Origin of the sequence: Pseudomonas sp. P108 (assembly GCF_032613195.1) — a bacterium.
Taxonomy (GTDB): domain Bacteria; phylum Pseudomonadota; class Gammaproteobacteria; order Pseudomonadales; family Pseudomonadaceae; genus Aquipseudomonas.
Map to the genome: position 1 here is coordinate 6,015,400 of NZ_CP126691.1, position 21,210 is coordinate 6,036,609.

Below are 21,210 nucleotides of genomic sequence, written 5' to 3' on the forward strand. Positions count from 1 at the left end.
CGCCCCGCGTTCCGCTTCGTTTAAGGCCTCTTGCATGTCCGATTCCCGTTACCAGGTCGATGTCAGCGTCGTTACACACTATCTGGCAGACCAATCGCAACCCGAGCACGACCGCTTTGCCTTCGCCTACACCATCACCGTGCAGAACAATGGCGCGATCCCGGCCAAGCTGCTGTCGCGGCACTGGGTCATCACCGACGGTGACGGCCATGTCGAAGAAGTCCGCGGCGCTGGCGTGGTGGGTCAGCAACCGCTGATCAATGCCGGACAGAGCCACACCTACAGCAGCGGCACGGTCATGACCACCAAGGTCGGCACCATGCAGGGCACGTACGAAATGGTCGCCGACGACGGCAAACATTTCGATGCCATCATCAAGCCATTCCGCCTCGCCGTCCCCGGAGCCTTGCACTGATGGCGACGTATGCCGTCGGCGACCTGCAAGGCTGCCTCGAACCGCTGAAATGCCTGCTCAAGCAAGTCGCGTTCGACCCGGCACTCGATCGGCTCTGGCTGGTCGGCGATCTGGTCAACCGTGGCCCGCAATCACTGGAAACCCTGCGTTTTCTGTATGGCATGCGTGAATCGCTGGTCTGCGTACTCGGCAACCACGACCTGCATCTGCTGGCCGCGGCCAGAAATATCGAGCGCTTGAAGAAGTCCGACACGCTGCGCGAGATTCTCGAAGCGCCGGACTGCGCTGAATTGCTTGAATGGGTGCGACAGCAAAAGCTCATGCACTACGACGAGCAGCGTAATGTCGCCATGGTCCACGCCGGCATTCCGCCGCAATGGTCGCTGAGCCGCGCGCTGAAGTGCGCCGGCGAAGTCGAAACCGCCCTGCGTGACGACAACCTGTTCCCCGCCTACCTCGACGGCATGTACGGTAACGACCCGGCGAAATGGGACAACGACCTCAAAGGCGTCACGCGCCTGCGCGTCATCACCAACTACTTCACGCGCATGCGCTTCTGCACCGCCGAAGGCAAGCTCGACCTCAAGAGCAAGGAAGGCCTCGACACCGCTCCACCCGGTTACAAACCTTGGTTCCAGCACAGAGAGCGCAAGACCAAAGGCCTGCGCATCATCTTCGGCCACTGGGCGGCACTCGAAGGCAATATCCATGAGCCAGGCATCTCGGCGCTGGACACCGGTTGTGTCTGGGGCGGCAGTCTGACCCTGATGAACGTCGACAGCGGCGAACGCCTGTCATGCAAATGCGATGAACACGGCGGCCTCGCCCCGACCGTCGCACCACTTATCCCCGAAACTTCGCCAGTCAGCGCGCCGCGTTAGACTGCGCTTTCAGCCGAGCAACAGGAACCCGCCATGAGCGAATTCAAACGAATCCCCCCGGAACAGGCCCAGGCCCTGCGTGAGCAAGGTGCTGTCGTCGTCGACGTGCGCGACCCGGCGACTTTTGCCGCGCTGCACATCAGCGGCTCGAAGCATCTGGACAACCATTCGCTGCACGCCTTCATCCAGGGCGCCGACCTGGATGCGCCGACTGTGGTCGTCTGCTATCACGGTAATTCCAGCCAGGGCGCTGCGGCGTACCTGATCAGCCAAGGCTTTTCTGACGTCTACAGCATGGATGGCGGCTTTGAGCTGTGGCGTACGACTTATCCTGCAGAAACCGCGCAAGGCACTACCGAATAATTTTTTTGTCACGCGCAGGCCCCGGCTCCCGTGGGCCTGCGCGGGCAGACGAACGGTCTTGCCACAACTAATTACGTATCTCGCCTTTACCTCCCGAATTCCCAACTATCCTTAAGCCCAGGCCATCCAAAACAGGGGAGAGCCGGTACACCGGCGCACGGGTCATCGGGAGTGACTTTCACGATTGTCGATCGTGAAAGTGTTCTGGGGGGTAAACAAACAGCTGCCAAAACGGTTGTTTGCCAGCATCGACTGAGTGATCCGGCGTCGGCTCCACGTATCGAGCGAGGTGACGTCATGAGTATCTTTAGCCACTTCCAACAACGCTTCGAGTCCACACGCCAGGAAGAACTCTCGCTGCAAGAGTACCTGGAGCTGTGCAAAAAAGACCGTAGCGCCTACGTTTCCGCCGCCGAGCGTCTATTGCTGGCCATCGGTGAGCCGGAACTGCTCGACACCTCGACCAACTCGAGGCTGTCACGCATCTTCTCCAACAAGGTGATCCGTCGCTATCCGGCCTTTGAAGACTTCCACGGGATGGAAGAATGCATCGACCAGATCGTCTCGTATTTCCGCCACGCCGCCCAAGGCCTGGAAGAGAAGAAACAGATTCTCTATCTGCTCGGCCCCGTCGGCGGCGGTAAATCGTCGCTGGCCGAGAAGCTGAAACAGTTGATCGAAAAAGTGCCCTTCTACGCAATCAAGGGCTCACCCGTATTCGAATCGCCGCTGGGTCTGTTCAACGCCACCGAAGATGGCGCGATCCTCGAAGAAGACTTCGGCATCCCTCGGCGCTACCTGAACACCATCATGTCGCCATGGGCGACCAAACGCCTGGCCGAATTTGGCGGTGACATCAGCCAGTTCCGCGTGGTCAAACTGTATCCGTCGATCCTCAATCAGATCGCCGTGGCCAAGACCGAACCGGGTGACGAGAACAACCAGGACATCTCGGCGCTGGTCGGTAAGGTCGACATCCGCAAACTTGAGGAATACCCACAGAACGACGCCGACGCCTACAGCTATTCCGGTGCGCTGTGCCGGGCCAACCAGGGCCTGATGGAATTCGTCGAAATGTTCAAGGCACCGATCAAGGTGCTGCACCCATTGCTGACCGCCACTCAGGAAGGCAACTACAACAGTACCGAAGGCCTCGGCGCGATTCCGTTTACCGGGATCCTGCTCGCCCACTCCAACGAATCGGAATGGCACACCTTTCGCAACAACAAGAACAACGAAGCGTTCATCGACCGGATCTACATCGTCAAAGTGCCGTATTGCCTGCGCGTCAGTGACGAGGTGAAGATCTACGACAAACTGCTGTTCAACAGCTCCCTGGCCAAAGCGCATTGCGCGCCAGACACCTTGAAGATGCTCGCCCAGTTCACCGTGCTTTCGCGCCTCAAGGAGCCGGAAAACTCCAACATCTATTCGAAGATGCGTGTCTACGACGGCGAAAACCTCAAGGACACCGATCCGAAGGCCAAGTCGATTCAGGAATACCGCGACTCGGCAGGTGTCGATGAAGGCATGAATGGTCTGTCGACCCGCTTCGCCTTCAAGATCCTGTCCAAGGTGTTCAACTTCGATCCGCACGAAATCGCCGCCAACCCGGTGCACTTGCTCTATGTGCTGGAACAGCAGATCGAACAGGAACAGTTCCAGGCCGAAACCCGCGAGCGCTATCTGCGCTATCTCAAGGAATACCTGGCACCGCGTTATATCGAATTCATCGGCAAGGAGATCCAGACCGCCTACCTCGAGTCTTACAGCGAGTACGGCCAGAACATCTTCGACCGCTACGTGCTGTACGCGGACTTCTGGATTCAGGATCAGGAATACCGCGATCCGGAAACCGGCGAGATCCTTAACCGTGTCGCGCTGAACGAAGAACTGGAGAAAATCGAGAAGCCGGCCGGCATCAGCAATCCGAAGGATTTCCGCAACGAGATCGTCAACTTCGTATTGCGCGCCCGCGCCAACAACAACGGCAAGAACCCGACCTGGCTCAGCTACGAAAAACTGCGGGTGGTCATCGAGAAGAAAATGTTCTCCAACACCGAAGACCTGCTGCCCGTCATCAGCTTCAACGCCAAGGCCAGCAAGGAGGATCAACAGAAGCACAACGACTTCGTCACTCGAATGGTCGAACGCGGCTACACCGACAAACAGGTACGGCTTCTTTCCGAATGGTACCTACGGGTACGGAAGTCGCAGTGAAGCAGCTGCAAGCTTCTAGCTACAAGCTGCAAGAACAAAGCGCGTAACCCAGAGATGCCCGGGAACCTGCTTTTACTTGCAGCTTGAAGCTCACAACTTGAAGCTGCCCGGAGGGCTTCCTATGAGTTATGTGATCGACCGACGTCTGAATGGCAAGAACAAGAGCACGGTAAACCGCCAGCGTTTTCTGCGGCGCTACCGTGACCACATCAAGAAGGCTGTCGAAGAGGCGGTCAGCCGGCGCTCCATTACCGATATGGAGCACGGCGAACAGATCAGTATTCCCGGTCGCGACATCGACGAACCGGTGCTTCACCACGGCCGCGGCGGCAAGCAGACCGTGGTTCATCCCGGCAACAAGGAATTTACTGCCGGCGAACATATCGCACGGCCACCTGGAGGTGGCGGCGGACGCGGTCCGGGCAAGGCTGGCAACTCCGGCGAAGGCATGGACGAGTTCGTCTTCCAGATCACTCAGGAAGAGTTCCTCGAATTCATGTTCGAAGACCTCGAACTGCCGAACCTGGTCAAGCGTAACCTGAGCGGCACCGACACCTTCAAAACCGTACGCGCCGGGATCAGCAACGAAGGCAACCCGTCACGGATCAACATCATCCGCACCCTGCGCTCGGCGCACGCACGGCGTATCGCCCTGTCCGGCAGCAGCCGCGCGAAACTGCGCGAAGTCAAAGAGGAACTTGAGCGACTGAGACGCGAAGAGCCAGACAACTTCGGCGATATTCAGGAACTCGAAGCGGAAATCGAAAAACTCAGTGCGCGCATCCACCGCGTGCCGTTCCTCGATACGTTCGACCTGAAATACAACTTGCTGATCAAACAGCCGAACCCGAGCTCGAAAGCCGTCATGTTCTGCCTGATGGATGTTTCCGGCTCCATGACCCAGGCGACCAAGGACATCGCCAAACGCTTTTTCATCCTGTTGTACCTGTTCCTGAAACGGAATTACGACAAGATCGACGTGGTGTTCATCCGCCACCACACCAGTGCCCGGGAAGTCGACGAAGAAGAGTTTTTCTATTCGCGGGAAACCGGCGGCACCATTGTTTCCAGCGCCCTGAAACTGATGCAGGAGATCATGGCCGAGCGTTACCCGAGCAACGAGTGGAACATCTACGCGGCGCAGGCTTCCGACGGCGACAACTGGAACGATGACTCGCCGATCTGCCGTGACATTCTGATCAACCAGATCATGCCGTTTGTGCAGTACTACACTTATGTGGAGATCACCCCGCGCGAACATCAGGCCCTGTGGTACGAATATGAACGCATCGCCGAAGCCTTCTCTGACACTTTTGCCCAGCAGCAACTGGTCTCGGCCGGGGATATCTATCCGGTCTTCCGTGAACTCTTCCAGCGCAGGTTAGTGACATGACCGCCAAAGAGCAGAAGCGCCAACCCATTTCCACCGGCTCCGAATGGACGTTCGAGCTGATCCAGACCTACGACCGCGAAATCGCCCGGATCGCGGCCCGCTATGCCCTGGATACCTATCCCAACCAGATCGAAGTGATCACCGCAGAGCAGATGATGGACGCCTATGCCTCGGTCGGCATGCCGCTGGGTTACCACCATTGGTCCTACGGCAAACACTTCCTCAGCACCGAAAAGTCCTACAGTCGCGGGCAGATGGGGCTGGCCTATGAAATCGTGATCAACTCCGATCCGTGCATTGCTTACCTGATGGAAGAAAACACCATCTGCATGCAGGCGCTGGTCGTGGCGCACGCGTGCTACGGCCACAACAGCTTCTTCAAGGGAAATTACCTGTTTCGTACCTGGACCGATGCCAGCTCAATCATCGATTACCTGGTGTTTGCCAAGCAGTACATCATGCAGTGCGAGGAGCGCCACGGCATCGATGCCGTGGAAGACTTGCTCGACTCCTGCCATGCCCTGATGAACTACGGCGTCGACCGCTACAAGCGGCCGTATCCGATTTCCGCCGAAGAGGAAAGGCGGCGGCAGAAGGATCGCGAAGAGCACCTGCAGAAGCAGATCAACGATCTGTGGCGCACCATCCCCAAAGGCGCAGACAAGTACAGCGACAGGGACAACGCGCGCTTCCCGGCCGAGCCGCAGGAAAACATCCTGTACTTCATCGAGAAACACGCGCCGTTGCTCGAGCCATGGCAGCGCGAGATCGTGCGGATCGTGCGCAAGATCGCCCAGTATTTCTATCCACAACGCCAGACCCAGGTGATGAACGAAGGCTGGGCGACATTCTGGCACTACACACTGATGAACGACCTGTACGACGAAGGGCTGGTCACCGATGGCTTCATGATGGAGTTCCTGACGTCGCACACCAGCGTGGTGTTTCAACCGGGCTTCGACAGCCCCTACTACAGCGGCATCAACCCCTATGCACTGGGCTTCGCCATGTACCGCGACATTCGGCGCATGTGTGAAGAACCTACCGAAGAGGATCGTCACTGGTTCCCGGAAATCGCCGGGAGCGACTGGCTGTCGACCATCAAATTCGCCATGAGCAGCTTCAAGGATGAGAGTTTCATCCTGCAGTACCTGTCACCAAAAGTGATCCGTGACCTGAAACTGTTCAGCATCATGGATGACGATCAGAAGGACGACTTGCTGGTGCCTGCGATTCATGACGAACCCGGCTACCGGATCATTCGCGAAACCCTTGCTGCGCAGTACAACCTCGGCAATCGTGAACCGAACGTGCAGATCTACAGCATTGATCGACGCGGCGACCGCTCACTGACCTTGCGTCACCAACAGCACGATCGCAAACCGCTGGGAGACTCCACTGACGAGGTGCTTAAACATCTGCATCGCTTGTGGGGCTTCGATATCCATCTGGAAACCCTGCAAGGCGACCAGATCATGAAAACCCATCACGTTCCGCCACGCAGTGAACACAGCGAAGGGGATTACGGCCGGCTCGATCTGGCCGTCATTCATCTTTGAAACGGTTCTGGCCTCCGAAAGTCCGACACAAGAGTTATCCTGTCGGGCTAACGGAGGTTTTTTATGCAGATTTTCAAGGTTGGCGGTGCCGTACGTGATCGCTTGCTCGGCAAACCGGTTACGGACATCGATTGGGTGGTGGTCGGTGCCACCACGGAAGAAATGCTCGCCCAGGGTTATCGCCCGGTCGGTGCGGATTTCCCGGTGTTCCTTCACCCCAAAAGCGGCGAGGAATACGCCCTCGCCCGCACCGAGCGTAAAAGCGGTCGCGGTTATGGCGGCTTCACCTTTCACGCCAGCCCCGAAGTCACGCTTGAAGAAGACCTGATTCGTCGCGACCTGACCATCAACGCCATGGCCGAGGACGACCAGCAGAACCTGACCGATCCGTACCATGGCCAGCGCGATCTTGAAGCTCGAATCCTGCGCCACGTTTCTCCGGCGTTCGCCGAAGATCCTCTCCGCGTTCTGCGTGTTGCCCGCTTTGCCGCGCGTTACGCCGGGCTCGGCTTCACGGTCGCGCCGGAAACCCTGGAACTGATGCGCCAGCTCAGCGAGTCCGGTGAACTGGAGGCGTTGACCGTCGAACGCAGCTGGAAAGAAATCTCCCGTGCACTGCTGGAAGATCGGCCGCAGGTATTTATTGAGGTGCTACGCGACTGCGGCGCGTTAAAGGTACTGATGCCGGAAGTCGACGCGCTTTTTGGTGTGCCACAACCGGAAGCGCATCACCCGGAAATCGATACCGGCCTGCACACACTCAGCGTGCTGGAGCAGTCGGCGCTGCACAAACAGCCGCTGACCGTGCGCTGGGCTTGTCTGCTGCATGACCTCGGCAAAGGCCTGACGCCGGAAGAAGAGTGGCCACGGCACATCGCCCATGAGCACACCGGACTCAAGCTGATCAAAGCGGTCAACGAACGCTTCAAGGCGCCGAAGGACTGTCAGGAGTTAGCGCTACTGGTCGGCAAGTACCACACTCATGGACACCGGGCACTGGAGTTAAAGGCTTCAACATTGCTGGAGCTGCTGCAGAGTTTTGACGTGTATCGCCGACCGCAGCGCTTCGAAGAATTTATTGCTGCGTGCGAGATGGATGCGCGGGGACGCAAAGGGCTGGAACAGAGAAGTTATCCACAGGCGGATTACTTGCGCGGCGCTGCCAAGGTTGCGCGGGAAGTCGCGGTGCAACCGTTGCTGGAGAAGGGATTCAAGGGGCCGGAGCTGGGTGAGGCGCTGAAGCGTGAGCGACTGAAGGCGTTGAAGGCTTACAAAGAGAACGCCTGAAGCAAGATCAGAAGATCGCAGACTACGGCAACTCCTACGCGGGAATATGCGTTTCTCTGCAGGAGCTGCCGCAGGCTGCGATCTTTTGCTTTAAAGATTCGGCGGGGTTAACTGCTTACCCCGCCACTCGAACGCCACCGGCGCCAGCACCTGATCAATCTGCGTCTCAGCCCACAACGTCGCGAAGCTTTTTCCCACACCCGGATGCACGCGATCCGGCGCAATCAGCGACAGCGGCCACAGCACAAAGGCATTTTTCAGAATCTCCGCGCGCGGCAGAACCAGTCCGTCGAAATTTCCCGCCAGTTCGCCATACAGCAGCACATCGATATCCAGCGGCAGCCCCTTGCGATCCGGTGCGTAGCGACCGTTGTCCGCCTCAATGAATTTCAAGCGACGATCCAGCTCCATCAGCGGCAGGTCGGTATACGCCGACACCACAAAGTTGAAGAAAGGCCCGCTTTTGATCCCGACCGGCTGGCTTTCGAACACCGCCGAACAGCGGATATCCACCAGAAACGTCGCCAAAGCGTCGAGACCAGCGCACAGATGAGTTTCGCGCTCGATATTGCTACCGAGCCCAAGGTAGACCTGAGTCAGCGACATCCGCGCTCGATCTCCACACCCACGCCGCCCTTGGCCGCGGACACCGCACCTGGCTTGGTCAGCTTCAAGCGCACCCAAGTGATGTTGAATTCGCTCATCAACACTGCGACCAGACGCTCGGCAAAGGTCTCGACCAATTGAAACTGCGCCTGCTCGGCAAAGGCCTGGATTCGCGCGGATACGCTGGCATAGTCGAGCGCCAGGGTCAGGTCGTCACCGGCGGCGGCCGGGCGATTGTCCCAGGCGAAGCTCAGATCAAGTCGCAGGCACTGTCGGATGCCGCGCTCCCAGTCGTAGGCACCGATCACGGTGTCGACTTCCAGGCCCTCGATAAACACTCTGTCCAAGCACTTCTCTCCACTGCACGACAAGGGCGCAATGCGCCGTTAGAATCAGGGCGTCCTCGCCCGGAATAGTTAGCATGTTTTGGTTACTGGCGACTCTCGCCTACCTGCTCGGCTCGCTGTCCTTCGCCATTTTGCTCAGCCGCCTGACCGGAAACCCGGATCCGCGAATGAGTGGCTCGGGCAATGCCGGCGCCACCAACATGCTGCGCCTGGCCGGTCGCAAACTGGCGATCCTGACCCTGCTCGGTGATCTGTGCAAAGGCCTGGTGCCGGTGCTGATTGCCTCGGCAGTGGGCCTTTCGCTACAGGATCAGGCGTGGATCGGCGTGTGCGCCGTGATCGGTCACCTGTTCCCGCTGTACTTTCGCTTTCGTGGCGGCAAGGGTGTCGCCACCGCTGCCGGCATGCTGCTGGGCCTGTATCCGCCCGCCGCGCTGCTGGCAGTATGCGCCTGGTTGCTGACGTTTTACCTGACCCGCACCAGCTCGCTCGCAGCACTGATCGCCACCCCCTTGACCCTGCCGCTGCTGGCCTGGCAGGAACCGGAGGCGCTGTTGCCGATGAGCGCGCTGACACTGCTGATCGTCTGGCGCCACCGCGGCAATCTACGCGACCTGTTTGCCGGGCGCGAACGGCATTTCTGAATACCGTCATGAGCGCCACTCATCACAGCGCCGACAACTGCTCCATCGGCCAGCGCGCCTGCACGCTGATTGCCAGACTTTCCTGCTGACCGGCCTGCAAGCGCTGGCAACCGGCAAACGCGATCATCGCGCCATTGTCGGTGCAGAACTCGGGACGGGCGTAGAACACATCACCTTTCATGTCGCCGAGCATCTTTTCCAACGAAACGCGCAAGGCTTTGTTGGCGCTGACGCCACCAGCGATCACCAGACGCTTCATGCCGGCCTGCTTCAGGGCCCGTTTGCACTTGATGGTCAAAGTCTCCACCACGGCCTGTTGGAACGCCAGCGCGATGTCGCAACGGGCTTGCTCGTTGTCGTCCCCGGCGCTGACGCACTGCTGCCAGGCGTTGAGAGCAGAGGTTTTCAGACCACTGAAGCTGAATTGCAGACCCGGGCGATCGCACATCGGACGCGGAAAGGTGAAACGTCCTGCGACGCCCTTCTCGGCCAGTTTGGCGATTTCCGGGCCACCCGGATAATTGAGGCCCATCATCTTCGCGGTTTTGTCGAACGCTTCACCGGCAGCATCGTCGAGGGTCTCGCCGAGCAGACTGTACTGGCCAATGCCATCGACCTGAACCAGCTGCGTATGACCGCCGGAAACCAACAAAGCGACGAACGGAAATTCCGGCGGTTTTGGCTCAAGCATCGGCGCCAGCAAGTGGCCTTCCATGTGGTGCACACCGAGCGCAGGAATACCCCAGGCAAAGGCCAGTGCCTGAGCACAGGAAGCACCGACCAGCAGCGCGCCAACCAGCCCAGGACCCGCGGTATAGGCGATTGCATCGATCTCGGTCGGCACGCAGTCCGCCTCGGCCAACACCTGACGGATCAAGGGCAGCATGCGTTTTACGTGGTCACGCGAGGCGAGCTCCGGCACCACACCGCCATAGGCACGGTGCAGGTCGATCTGGCTGAACAGTGCGTCGGCCAGCAGGCCACGTTCGCTGTCGTATAATGCGACGCCGGTTTCGTCGCAGGAGGTTTCTAATCCCAGTACTAGCATGGGTTTGCGCCTTGTTTAGGCTGAATTCGAAGGCGCGCATAATAGTCGCCGCGTGATGCCCCGACCAGCGGTTTTCGATCAGAGGCTTTGCATTCCGAGCGATGAGGGGTTAACATCCGCAACCCTTAAAAACCGACGTCTTCAAGTGCTCTTTTGCCGCGAGGATGTTGACCCCGGTAATGAATGAAGGTAGCTCTGGATGCCAGCCGTCAAAGTTAAAGAGAACGAACCCTTCGACGTAGCTCTGCGTCGTTTCAAGCGCTCCTGCGAAAAAGCCGGTGTACTGGCTGAAGTTCGTAGCCGCGAATTTTACGAGAAGCCAACTTCTGAGCGTAAGCGCAAAGCAGCAGCCGCTGTTAAGCGTCACGCCAAGAAAGTTCAGCGCGAACAGCGCCGCGCCGTTCGTCTGTACTAATACACAGACGTTCGTTGCAAGCTTCTTTGCCTAAGCCCGGCTCTCAGCCGGGCTAATGGCATTTGCGTAAAACGCTTGATGCTTCAACGTCGAAGCCGCACACGCGACCTAGACGAATCTGCTTCACACGTCAGACCTGGCTCTTTTGCCAGCGGTGCACGTCTTTTCTGACGAGCCTTTCAAGGCTACTGACGAGCACACCCACTGATTCCTCTCACGACGATCAGCCCAAGGCACCTGCATGCGTGCCCGCTTTATTGAGCTATCCGAGGCCCTCAACCAGCCGTCAGCGGATTCAGCGCAACACTTTCAAATAGTCGAAGACTGATGAGTACTAACGTCAGTGGATTTTCGGCAGATACACTTCCCGACAGCGATTACGCAGACGACACCGGTCGAGCCGCATATTTTGCGTGCCTACAGTAACGACCCGCGTCCGACCGCCCTTCGTATCGGACTATTTACAGCGCAGACGACGAGAACGCCATGGCCGGGCTGATTCCCCAGAGCTTCATTGACGACCTGCTGAACCGCACCGACATCGTCGACGTGGTCAGCTCGCGCGTGCAATTGAAGAAGGCCGGCAAGAACTACACCGCCTGTTGCCCGTTTCACAAAGAGAAAACCCCGTCGTTCAGCGTCAGCCCCGACAAGCAGTTCTATTACTGCTTCGGCTGCGGCGCCGGCGGCAATGCCCTCGGCTTTCTCATGGATCACGACAACCTGGATTTTCCTCAGGCTGTCGAAGACCTGGCCAAAGCCGCCGGCATGGAAATCCCTCGCGAAGAAAGCGGCCGCGAGCGCAAGCCACGGCAACCGACCGATTCGCCGCTATACCCGTTGCTCACCGCCGCCGCCGACTTTTACAAGCAGGCGCTCAAGAGCCATCCCGCCCGCAAGGCTGCCGTGGATTACCTCAAGGGCCGCGGCCTGACCGGCGAAATCGCCCGCGACTTCGGCCTCGGTTTCGCGCCGCCGGGCTGGGACAACCTGTTCAAACACTTGAGCAGTGACACACTCCAGCAGAAAGCCATGATCGACGCCGGCCTGCTGATCGAGAACGCCGAAACCGGCAAACGCTATGACCGCTTCCGCGATCGCGTGATGTTCCCGATCCGCGATACCCGTGGGCGGATCATCGCTTTCGGCGGTCGCGTGCTAGGCGACGACAAGCCGAAATACCTGAACTCACCGGAAACCCCGGTATTCCATAAAGGCCAAGAGCTCTACGGCCTTTATGAAGCGCGCAAGAACAACCGCAACCTCGACGAAATCATCGTCGTCGAAGGTTATATGGATGTCATCGCCCTCGCCCAGCAAGGCTTGAAGAATGCCGTCGCAACACTGGGCACGGCGACCAGCGAAGAACATCTGAAGCGCCTGTTCCGTGTCGTACCCAACGTACTGTTCTGCTTCGACGGCGACCAGGCCGGCCGCAACGCCGCGTGGCGCGCACTGGAAGCAACGCTGTCGAGCCTTCAGGATGGACGTCGCGCACGCTTTCTGTTTCTGCCCGAAGGCGAAGATCCGGACACTCTGGTGCGTGCCGAAGGCACTGACGCCTTCAAGGCCCGGATCAATCAGCACGCTCAGCCGCTGGCAGATTATTTCTTCCAGCAACTGACCGAAGAGGCCGATCCGCGCTCGCTCGAGGGCAAGGCCCACATGGCCACCCTCGCCGCACCGCTGATCGACAAAGTGCCTGGGGCGAACCTGCGCATCCTGATGCGTCAGCGCCTGACCGAAATTACCGGCCTGAGCAGCGAGACCGTCAGTCAGCTCGCACAAAGTGCGCCGCAGGAAGCACCGCCCGCCTACGATCCAGGCATCGATTACGACGCAATGCCGGATTACAGCGACTACCATCAGCCGCAGGCACAAGACATGTATGTGCCGCAGCAGGAGTGGACGCCGAAGAAACCCGGTGCTGGCGGTAAAAAATGGGACAAGAAGCCCTGGGACAAGAACGGCAAGCGTGGTGGTGATCGCGATCAGCAACGCCCGCGCACGCCGATTGGCGTCGAATCGCCAACCCTGACCGCCCTGCGTACGTTGCTCCATCACCCGCAACTGGCCGAGCGCGTCGAAGATGCCGGACACATTGCGGACGAGAATCAGACCAACGCCCAGTTACTTGTGGCGCTGCTCGAAGCCGTACAGAAGAATCCCAAGCTAAACTCATTTCAGTTGATCGCGCGATGGCACGGCACTGAACAGGGTCGCCTGCTCAAGGCACTGGCAGAAAAGGAATGGCTGATTGACGGAGATAACCTTGAACAACAGTTTTTCGACACCATTACTAGCTTGTCAGCCCGCCAACGCGAGCGAAATCTGGAACAGTTGCTCAGGAAAGCGCGTCAAAGCGAATTGAGCATCGAAGAGAAAAATCAACTGCGCGACCTACTAAGTCGCAATGTTTCCGCATCAAACCCGACCTCAACTGGCGCGTGAGGTCATAGCTCAGGTATAATCCTCGGCTTGTTTTTTGCCCGCCAAGACCTTCAGTGGATAGGGTGTTATGTCCGGAAAAGCGCAACAGCAGTCTCGTATTATTGAGTTGATCAAACTGGGTCGTGAGCAGAAGTATCTGACTTACGCCGAGGTCAACGACCACCTGCCCGAGGATATTTCAGATCCTGAGCAGGTGGAAGACATCATCCGCATGATTAACGACATGGGGATCCCCGTACACGAGAGTGCTCCGGATGCGGACGCCCTTATGTTGGCCGACGCCGATACCGACGAGGCCGCTGCGGAAGAAGCAGCCGCTGCGTTGGCAGCGGTGGAGACCGATATCGGTCGCACCACTGACCCAGTGCGCATGTACATGCGTGAAATGGGTACGGTCGAGCTTCTGACTCGTGAAGGCGAAATCGAAATCGCCAAACGTATCGAAGAGGGCATCCGTGAAGTGATGAGCGCAATCGCGCACTTCCCTGGCACGGTTGACCACATTCTCTCCGAGTACACCCGCGTCACCACCGAAGGTGGTCGCCTGTCCGACGTTCTGAGCGGTTATATCGACCCGGACGACGGCATTGCGCCGCCTGCCGAAGTGCCGCCGCCGATCGAAGCGAAAGCTGCCAAAGCTGACGACGACACCGACGACGATGAAGCCGAATCTTCCGATGACGAAGAAGAAGCCGAAAGCGGTCCGGATCCGGTTATCGCTGCCCAGCGCTTTGGCGCCGTGGCTGACCAGATGGAAATCACCCGCAAGGCCCTGAAAAAGCACGGTCGCAACAACAAGGCAGCGATTGCCGAGTTGCTCGCACTGGCCGAGCTGTTCATGCCGATCAAACTGGTACCGAAGCAATTCGAAGGCCTGGTCGAGCGTGTTCGCGGTGCCCTGGATCGTCTGCGTCAGCAAGAGCGCGCGATCATGCAACTGTGTGTACGTGATGCACGTATGCCACGCGCCGATTTCCTGCGTCAGTTCCCGAGCAACGAAGTCGACGAAAGCTGGTCCGACGCCCTGGCCAAAGGCAAGAGCAAGTACGCCGAAGCCATCGGTCGTGTGCAGCCGGATATCATTCGTTGCCAGCAGAAACTGATCGCGCTGGAAACCGAAACCGGTCTGACCATCGCAGAAATCAAGGACATCAACCGTCGCATGTCGATCGGTGAGGCCAAGGCCCGCCGCGCGAAGAAAGAAATGGTTGAAGCCAACTTGCGTCTGGTGATCTCGATCGCCAAGAAGTACACCAACCGCGGCCTGCAATTCCTCGATCTGATCCAGGAAGGCAACATCGGTCTGATGAAGGCGGTGGACAAGTTCGAATACCGTCGTGGTTACAAGTTCTCGACTTATGCCACCTGGTGGATCCGTCAGGCGATCACTCGCTCGATCGCCGACCAGGCCCGCACCATCCGTATTCCGGTGCACATGATCGAGACGATCAACAAGCTCAACCGTATTTCCCGGCAGATGCTGCAGGAAATGGGTCGCGAACCGACTCCGGAAGAGCTGGGCGAACGCATGGAAATGCCTGAGGACAAGATCCGCAAGGTATTGAAGATCGCTAAAGAGCCGATCTCCATGGAAACGCCGATCGGTGATGACGAAGACTCCCATCTGGGTGACTTCATCGAAGACTCGACCATGCAGTCGCCAATCGATGTCGCCACTGTTGAGAGCCTCAAAGAAGCGACTCGCGAAGTACTGTCCGGCCTTACTGCCCGTGAAGCCAAAGTACTGCGCATGCGTTTCGGTATCGACATGAACACCGACCACACACTCGAAGAAGTGGGCAAACAGTTTGACGTAACGCGTGAGCGGATCCGTCAGATCGAAGCCAAGGCGCTGCGCAAGCTGCGCCACCCGACGCGAAGCGAGCATCTGCGCTCCTTCCTCGACGAGTGATACCAGAACCCCCGGCCCAGGCCGGGGGTTTTGTTTATATGGCAGATTAAATCCTTCGCAACGCCCCTCCCCCGCATACCCCGTCTACACTCGAAACAATCATCCCCGAGCCATAACGAGAGCGTTATGCCCAGATTGGCGTCCGTGCTTTTTTTGCTGTCACTGATGATCTGGACCGCAACGGCTGACGCGCTGACTCTGACCGATGAAGAACGTAGCTGGCTGGCGGCTCACCCGGACTTGCGCCTGGGTGTCGATGCGTCGTGGCCGCCCTTTGAATTTCGCGACGACCAGAACCGCTATCAGGGCCTGGCGGCCGACTATATCGACGTGATTCGCCAACGCCTGACGATCAAATTGACCCCCATCGAACCGGTGAGCTGGACGGTGGTGCTGGAACAAGTGAAGTCGGGCAAGATCGACCTTCTACCCGGCATCATGTCCACCCCTGAACGCCAGACCTACCTGTCGTTCACCCGCCCTTATCTCGACTTCCCGATCGTCATCCTCGCCCACATCGGCGGCGCGCAACCACGCAAGCTCGACGACCTGTACGGCTTGAAGATCGCCGTGGTGGAAAACTATGCACCCCACGAACTGCTGCGCACCCATCACCCTGATCTGAATCTGGTGGCTATGCCGAATGTCAGTTCGGCATTGCAAGCGCTGGCGACCGACGAAGTGGACGCCGTTGTCGGCGACCTCGCTTCCAGTGTCTGGAGCCTGCGTCAGCTCAAGCTCGACGGTTTGTACGTCAGCGGCGAAACCCCTTATCGCTACCAACTGGCGATGGCCGTGCCCCGTGACAACAAGGTACTGGTGGGGATTCTCGACAAAGTGCTGGCCGACATGAGCCCGGATGAAATCAGCAGCATTCAGGAGCATTGGGTCGGCAACGTCCTTGATCACCGGACATTCTGGTCGGACCTGCTGATCTACGGTTTACCGGGGCTGTTGTTGTTGGTGACGATTCTCGCCGTGGTAATCCGCATCAACCGCCGCCTGAGTTCGGAAATCGCCCGACGCATCGACCTCGAACAGGAATTGCGCAGCAGCGAATACCACTATCGCGGCCTGGTCGAGAGTCTGTCGGCGATTGCTTGGGAAGCGCGGATGAGCGACTTCACCTACAGCTATGTGTCGCCCCACGCCGAAGACTTGCTCGGCTACCCGCAATCCCATTGGCTGATCCCCGGTTTCTGGCACAACATCATTCATCCGGCCGATCTGACTCGCACGCAAAGTTACTGCAAAGAAGCCCTGCGCGAGGGTCGCGATCACATCGTCGATTATCGTGTCATCACCGCTGACGGCCGTTGTTTGTGGGTGCGCGACATCGTCAGCCTGATCGAACACGGTCATGAGCCGGTGATGCGCGGCTTGATGATCGACATCAGCGAAATCAAGCGCACTGAAGAAGCACTGCAGCTCTCGGAGCAAAAGTTCGCCTCGGTCTTCCAGCAGTGCCCGGACATTCTGGTGATTGCACGGCTGTCCGACGGTTGCCTGCTGGAGGTCAACGAAGCGTTTGAAGAACAGATCGGGCTGAAAGCCGAGGAAGTCCTTGGCCAGACGGCGACCGACCTGAATATCTGGGGCATTCCCGGCGTTGGTCCGGGACTGCTGCAACGTTTGCAGGCGGGCAGCATTCGCAACCTGGAGATGCCCTTTCGCCGCAACAACGGCCAACTGTTCACTGGCCTGATTTCCGCCGAGCCGTTTGATCTGGACACCACGCCAGCGCTGGTGGTCGTTGTGCGTGACATCACCCAGCTCAAGGAAACCCAACAGCAACTGCAAACCTCCGAGGAGAAGTTCGCCAAAGCCTTCCATGCCTCACCGGACGGTTTGTTGTTGTCGCGCCAGAGCGATGGTTTGCTGCTGGAGGTCAACGAAGGTTTCAGTCGCATTACCGGTTTCAATAGCGCCATGTCGGTGGATCGTTCAGCGCTGGATCTGGGGATCTGGGTCAACCTCAACGAGCGCAAACAGATGCTCGATCTGTTGCATCGCGACGGCTTCGTCCGTGACTTCACCTGCCATATCCGCCGCAGTGACGGGCAGATTCGTCTCTGTGAAGTCTCCAGCCGTCCGCTGCCGATCGGTGAAGAAGACTGCATGCTGACCATCGCCCGCGACATCACCGAACGCCATCTGATGCAGGAAAAACTGCAACAGGCCGCCACCGTATTCGAAAGCACTGCCGAAGGCGTGCTGATTACCGACACCCAACAGCACATCAGTGCGGTCAACCGCGCCTTCACCGAGATTACCGGTTACAGCGAAAGCGAAGCGCTCGGGCATACGCCGCGCCTGCTAGCCTCCGGCCTGCACGACAGCGCCTTTTACGCGGCAATGTGGCACCAGTTGACCGACGAAGGTCACTGGCAAGGCGAGATCTCCAACCGGCGCAAGAACGGCGAGCTGTACCCGAGCTGGCTGACCATCAGTGCCGTACGCAACCGCGACAAGTTCATCACCCACTTTGTCGCGGTGTTTGCCGACATCTCCAGCCTCAAGCATGCGCAAGCCAAACTCGACTATCAGGCGCACCATGACCCACTTACCGGCCTGCCGAACCGTACGCTGTTCGAAAACCGCTTGCTGATGGCACTGAACAGTCAGCAGGAAAACGGCGGTCAGGGCGCCGTGTTGTTTCTCGATCTCGACCGCTTCAAGCACATCAATGACAGCCTCGGACACCCGGTCGGCGACCTGCTGCTCAAGGGCATCGCCGTGCGCCTGAAAGAGCAACTGCGCGACATCGATACCGTGGCACGTCTGGGCGGTGACGAATTCATCATTCTGCTGCCCGGCCTGCAACAGGCCAGTGATGCCGACAACATTGCCACCAAACTGCTCAACTGCTTTGGTGCGCCGTTCCAGGCTGGCGAGCATGAGTTCTTCATCAGCGCCAGCATCGGCACCAGCCTCTATCCACGGGACGGTTGCGACGTCGCCACACTGGTGAAAAACGCCGACGCAGCCATGTACCGCTCCAAGGCCAAGGGCCGCAACCGCGTCGAGAGCTACACCCGCGACCTCACGGCCCAGGCCAGCGAGCGCATCGCGCTGGAACACGAACTGCGCCGGGCTATCGAGCGCGATGAACTGTTTCTCTACTACCAGCCGAAAATCAGCCTCGACGATCATCGCCTGGTCGGTGCAGAGGCACTGATTCGCTGGCGTCACCCGACTTTCGGCGACGTACCGCCAGAGCACTTCATTCCGTTGGCCGAAGAGAACGGCATGATCCTGCAGATCGGTGACTGGGTGCTGGAGACCGCGTGCCGGCAAATGTTCGAGTGGAATCAGATCTACGACAGCCTCGGCCCACTCTCGGTAAACCTCGCCGGCGCGCAACTGCGTCAACCGAATCTGCTTGGGCGCATCGAACAACTGCTCAACGACAACCACCTGCAGCCGGATTTACTGCAACTGGAAATTACCGAGAATTTCATCATGAGTCAGGCCGAAGAGGCGCTGGCTGTGCTGCATCAGCTCAAATACCTCGGCGTGCAACTGGCGATCGATGATTTCGGTACCGGATATTCCTCGCTCAGTTACCTCAAGCGCCTGCCGCTGGATATCCTCAAAATCGACCAGTCGTTTGTCCGCGGATTGCCCGACGACCCCCACGACGCGGCCATTGTCCGAGCCATCATCGCGTTGGGCCGGAGCATGCAATTCACTGTTATCGCCGAGGGCGTGGAAACCCAGGCGCAACAACAATTTCTCGCCGTCGAGGGCTGCGAACAGATCCAGGGCTACATCGTCAGCCTGCCGTTACCACCAGAAGAGTTCGCCGCGACGTTTCTTCGTGTAACCGTATCGGATTATTCGGATAGCACAGCCGAGAAACCGTCGCTATAATCCGCGACCTACTGAGGGCCTATAGCTCAGTTGGTTAGAGCAGAGGACTCATAATCCTTTGGTCCACGGTTCAAGTCCGTGTGGGCCCACCAAATTGAAAGCCGCGCTAAATGCGCGGCTTTTTCTTGGGCGATGGATTAGGGTTCGACGTCTTGGCGAGCGTAATGTACGGAAGGCCATTGTTAGGAATACAACCGCAAGATCTGTAGGAATGTTCCCAAACTAAGTTTTCTCCCCTCTCCGCGCGTTGTTGACCGTTTCTCCAGACGAGTAATCTCCGGACGCCTCCGCCAGTCCAGGATCGATTTCATGCTCGTGAATGCTGCGCCACTGATAAAGGAAGCAGCCGACCAGCAAACCTGGATCGACCTCGCCTTACCCGATCTCAGAACCTTATCAAGAGAACTTCGGTCGGCCGCGATAGAAGAGGTTAAAAGGGCTGAGAACGCAGAAGGCGCGCTCAAAATCCTCTCGGATCACTTTGGGTTTGTCGACGAGTCATTATTGGCCGTTACCATCTTCACACCCATCGGGAACGTCACGGTCCTGAGAGACAAACTGGCCCACATCGTCGAGAAACGTCCAGATTCCCGAGAACGTTATGTTCGACATGCCATAGATACGCTGACGGGACCTTTTGAAATATGGAAAGTTCTCTACGATAACGGCGGATACCGAATGGCATTCATTAACGCCTACGAGGCAAAAAACGACATGCTTGTCGTGGTCGATGTGCGAAACGGGCATGTCCTCTGGAACTTCATGCACGCTCCCGCCAGAGCGATGAACAAACACCGCCAAGGCGAACTTTTGTACAAGCGGTACATTCTTGAAGACAAAGAAAAGGGCAGCCATTTGGCTGCCCTTAATATTTGAATCCTGATATTTGCATCCTCAGGAAATGGGATGAAGAGGTCTCACCTTACACCGATGTTGCAGCATCGCTGAGGTACCTACGTCCACTAATGCCCTGCAAGGCAGCGGATTTCGCGCTCTTGCTGGCATTCTTGATAAATAGGCCAACCAAGTCAAATCAAATATCCGATGTATTGTTTCAGCGCAACGATGCCATCGATTCTTGGGTGAACAATTCAAACATCGCCTGCAAGCGTGTTGCTGACAGTGTCTGTAACATGCGTACTCACCGCCCCCACACCCATGGAGCCGCACCCTTGCCAGACACCCGCCCGCCCGTGCTCGATGAAATCGACCGTCAGCTGATCGCCGCCCTGCAAATCAACGCCCGCGAAAGCGTTGCCATGCTTGCCCGGCAGTTGGGCATTGCGCGCACCACCGTGACTTCGCGACTGGCGCGGCTGGAAAAGGCCAAAGTGATCACCGGTTACGGCGTGCGTCTCGGTCAGCGCGTGGTCGATGGCGGCTTGCAGGCTTACGTGGGGATCAAGGTGCAGCCGCGTTCCGGCAAAGAGGTGGTGCGCCGGTTGAGTGCGATGGCGCAGGTGCAGCAGCTGTGTGCGGTGAGTGGCGAGTTTGATTATGTGGCGTGGTTGCGCACTGATTCGCCGGAGCAGCTCGATCAGTTACTGGATCAGATTGGCGGGGTGGATGGGGTGGAGAAGACGACGACTTCGATTATTTTGAGTAGCAAGGTTGATCGGGGGCAGCCGGTTTAAGGTTTTGATCGGGTATCTCGAGTGGATTACAGGGCCTCTTCGCGGGCAAGCCCACTCCCACATTTGACCCGGGTTGCTCACAAAATCTGCGCCAAGCACAAATCCACTGTGGGAGCGGGCTTGCTCGCGAAGGCGGTTTGTCAGCAACAACGATGTCGACTG

The 21,210-nt window shown here is 58.2% G+C and carries 17 protein-coding genes and 1 tRNA gene; 15 read left to right on the forward strand and 3 right to left on the reverse strand.

All coding sequences use genetic code 11. The features are described 5' to 3' along the window. Positions 1-34 precede the first annotated feature (34 nt). The 7 genes from apaG (at position 35) to QOM10_RS26675 (ending at position 8,118) form a co-directional block, all read left to right on the forward strand. On the forward strand, positions 35-415 hold the full coding sequence (gene apaG / locus QOM10_RS26645) for a Co2+/Mg2+ efflux protein ApaG (RefSeq protein WP_127929997.1): 381 nt from the start codon (positions 35-37) through the stop codon (positions 413-415). After that, entirely contained in the window at positions 415-1,296 is an 882-nt protein-coding gene (locus QOM10_RS26650; protein WP_127929998.1) for a symmetrical bis(5'-nucleosyl)-tetraphosphatase, read from the forward strand. Before apaG ends, QOM10_RS26650 begins: the two co-directional genes overlap by 1 nt. Positions 1,297-1,329: 33 nt before the next feature. Next, positions 1,330-1,659 carry a thiosulfate sulfurtransferase GlpE gene (glpE, locus tag QOM10_RS26655; protein ID WP_150749669.1) on the forward strand — a complete coding sequence of 110 codons (330 nt, stop codon included), beginning with the start codon at positions 1,330-1,332 and terminating at the stop codon, positions 1,657-1,659. A 297-nt stretch (positions 1,660-1,956) separates the two neighbouring features. Beyond that, on the forward strand, positions 1,957-3,879 hold the full coding sequence (locus tag QOM10_RS26660; protein WP_007910115.1) for a PrkA family serine protein kinase: 1,923 nt from the start codon (positions 1,957-1,959) through the stop codon (positions 3,877-3,879). Between the two features lie 121 nt (positions 3,880-4,000). After that, positions 4,001-5,272 (forward strand): YeaH/YhbH family protein, encoded by a 1,272-nt coding sequence (locus tag QOM10_RS26665; protein ID WP_007910114.1) that lies wholly within the window; start codon positions 4,001-4,003, stop codon positions 5,270-5,272. Next, positions 5,269-6,831: a SpoVR family protein gene (locus tag QOM10_RS26670; RefSeq protein ID WP_127930000.1), complete on the forward strand. Its 1,563-nt coding sequence runs from the start codon at positions 5,269-5,271 to the stop codon at positions 6,829-6,831. Before QOM10_RS26665 ends, QOM10_RS26670 begins: the two co-directional genes overlap by 4 nt. Before the next feature lie 63 nt (positions 6,832-6,894). After that, on the forward strand, positions 6,895-8,118 hold the full coding sequence (locus tag QOM10_RS26675; protein WP_316917204.1) for a multifunctional CCA addition/repair protein: 1,224 nt from the start codon (positions 6,895-6,897) through the stop codon (positions 8,116-8,118). A gap of 90 nt (positions 8,119-8,208) precedes the next feature. Here the strand turns inward: QOM10_RS26675 and folK are convergent, their stop codons facing one another. Together folK and folB are read right to left on the reverse strand one after the other, a co-directional pair. Next, a complete protein-coding gene (gene folK / locus QOM10_RS26680) occupies positions 8,209-8,724 on the reverse strand; it encodes a 2-amino-4-hydroxy-6-hydroxymethyldihydropteridine diphosphokinase (RefSeq protein ID WP_316917205.1) in 516 nt (171 codons plus the stop codon). Further along, positions 8,715-9,071, reverse strand: coding sequence for a dihydroneopterin aldolase (gene folB / locus QOM10_RS26685; protein ID WP_316917206.1), 357 nt, complete (start codon positions 9,069-9,071; stop codon positions 8,715-8,717). Before folB ends, folK begins: the two co-directional genes overlap by 10 nt. A 74-nt stretch (positions 9,072-9,145) precedes the next feature. Here folB and plsY point away from each other — a divergent pair, with 74 nt between their 5' ends. After that, entirely contained in the window at positions 9,146-9,715 is a 570-nt protein-coding gene (plsY, locus tag QOM10_RS26690; RefSeq protein WP_064390790.1) for a glycerol-3-phosphate 1-O-acyltransferase PlsY, read from the forward strand. Between the two features lie 22 nt (positions 9,716-9,737). Here plsY and tsaD read toward each other — a convergent pair whose 3' ends face one another. Then, complete coding sequence (gene tsaD / locus QOM10_RS26695; RefSeq protein WP_034155077.1) at positions 9,738-10,763, reverse strand: tRNA (adenosine(37)-N6)-threonylcarbamoyltransferase complex transferase subunit TsaD; 1,026 nt, start codon at positions 10,761-10,763, stop codon at positions 9,738-9,740. A gap of 199 nt (positions 10,764-10,962) precedes the next feature. Between tsaD and rpsU the strand changes: the two genes are divergently transcribed. From rpsU to QOM10_RS26730, 7 genes are all read left to right on the forward strand, one after another. Then, on the forward strand, positions 10,963-11,178 hold the full coding sequence (rpsU, locus tag QOM10_RS26700; RefSeq protein WP_002551877.1) for a 30S ribosomal protein S21: 216 nt from the start codon (positions 10,963-10,965) through the stop codon (positions 11,176-11,178). 486 nt (positions 11,179-11,664) lie between these two features. Then, on the forward strand, positions 11,665-13,629 hold the full coding sequence (gene dnaG, locus QOM10_RS26705) for a DNA primase (protein WP_127930004.1): 1,965 nt from the start codon (positions 11,665-11,667) through the stop codon (positions 13,627-13,629). 67 nt (positions 13,630-13,696) lie between these two features. After that, positions 13,697-15,541, forward strand: a complete 1,845-nt coding sequence (gene rpoD / locus QOM10_RS26710) for an RNA polymerase sigma factor RpoD (RefSeq protein WP_127930005.1) — start codon at positions 13,697-13,699, stop codon at positions 15,539-15,541. A gap of 126 nt (positions 15,542-15,667) precedes the next feature. Continuing rightward, complete coding sequence (locus QOM10_RS26715) at positions 15,668-19,414, forward strand: bifunctional diguanylate cyclase/phosphodiesterase (RefSeq protein ID WP_316917207.1); 3,747 nt, start codon at positions 15,668-15,670, stop codon at positions 19,412-19,414. 15 nt (positions 19,415-19,429) lie between these two features. Continuing rightward, positions 19,430-19,506 (forward strand) — tRNA-Ile (locus tag QOM10_RS26720). A gap of 217 nt (positions 19,507-19,723) precedes the next feature. Then, positions 19,724-20,290 carry a PBECR2 nuclease fold domain-containing protein gene (locus QOM10_RS26725; RefSeq protein WP_316917208.1) on the forward strand — a complete coding sequence of 189 codons (567 nt, stop codon included), beginning with the start codon at positions 19,724-19,726 and terminating at the stop codon, positions 20,288-20,290. 296 nt (positions 20,291-20,586) lie between these two features. After that, positions 20,587-21,048, forward strand: coding sequence for an Lrp/AsnC family transcriptional regulator (locus tag QOM10_RS26730; RefSeq protein WP_150749676.1), 462 nt, complete (start codon positions 20,587-20,589; stop codon positions 21,046-21,048). The last annotated feature ends 162 nt before the right edge of the window (positions 21,049-21,210 follow it).

Bases quoted from the DNA above. Each gene is read 5' to 3' on its own strand.
- apaG (WP_127929997.1), top strand. From the start codon at position 35: ATGTCCGATTCCCGTTACCAGGTCGATGTCAGCGTCGTTACACACTAT.
- QOM10_RS26650 (WP_127929998.1), top strand. From the start codon at position 415: ATGGCGACGTATGCCGTCGGCGACCTGCAAGGCTGCCTCGAACCGCTG.
- glpE (WP_150749669.1), top strand. From the start codon at position 1,330: ATGAGCGAATTCAAACGAATCCCCCCGGAACAGGCCCAGGCCCTGCGT.
- QOM10_RS26660 (WP_007910115.1), top strand. From the start codon at position 1,957: ATGAGTATCTTTAGCCACTTCCAACAACGCTTCGAGTCCACACGCCAG.
- QOM10_RS26665 (WP_007910114.1), top strand. From the start codon at position 4,001: ATGAGTTATGTGATCGACCGACGTCTGAATGGCAAGAACAAGAGCACG.
- QOM10_RS26670 (WP_127930000.1), top strand. From the start codon at position 5,269: ATGACCGCCAAAGAGCAGAAGCGCCAACCCATTTCCACCGGCTCCGAA.
- QOM10_RS26675 (WP_316917204.1), top strand. From the start codon at position 6,895: ATGCAGATTTTCAAGGTTGGCGGTGCCGTACGTGATCGCTTGCTCGGC.
- folK (WP_316917205.1), bottom strand. From the start codon at position 8,724: ATGTCGCTGACTCAGGTCTACCTTGGGCTCGGTAGCAATATCGAGCGC.
- plsY (WP_064390790.1), top strand. From the start codon at position 9,146: ATGTTTTGGTTACTGGCGACTCTCGCCTACCTGCTCGGCTCGCTGTCC.
- tsaD (WP_034155077.1), bottom strand. From the start codon at position 10,763: ATGCTAGTACTGGGATTAGAAACCTCCTGCGACGAAACCGGCGTCGCA.
- rpsU (WP_002551877.1), top strand. From the start codon at position 10,963: ATGCCAGCCGTCAAAGTTAAAGAGAACGAACCCTTCGACGTAGCTCTG.
- dnaG (WP_127930004.1), top strand. From the start codon at position 11,665: ATGGCCGGGCTGATTCCCCAGAGCTTCATTGACGACCTGCTGAACCGC.
- rpoD (WP_127930005.1), top strand. From the start codon at position 13,697: ATGTCCGGAAAAGCGCAACAGCAGTCTCGTATTATTGAGTTGATCAAA.
- QOM10_RS26715 (WP_316917207.1), top strand. From the start codon at position 15,668: ATGCCCAGATTGGCGTCCGTGCTTTTTTTGCTGTCACTGATGATCTGG.
- QOM10_RS26725 (WP_316917208.1), top strand. From the start codon at position 19,724: ATGCTCGTGAATGCTGCGCCACTGATAAAGGAAGCAGCCGACCAGCAA.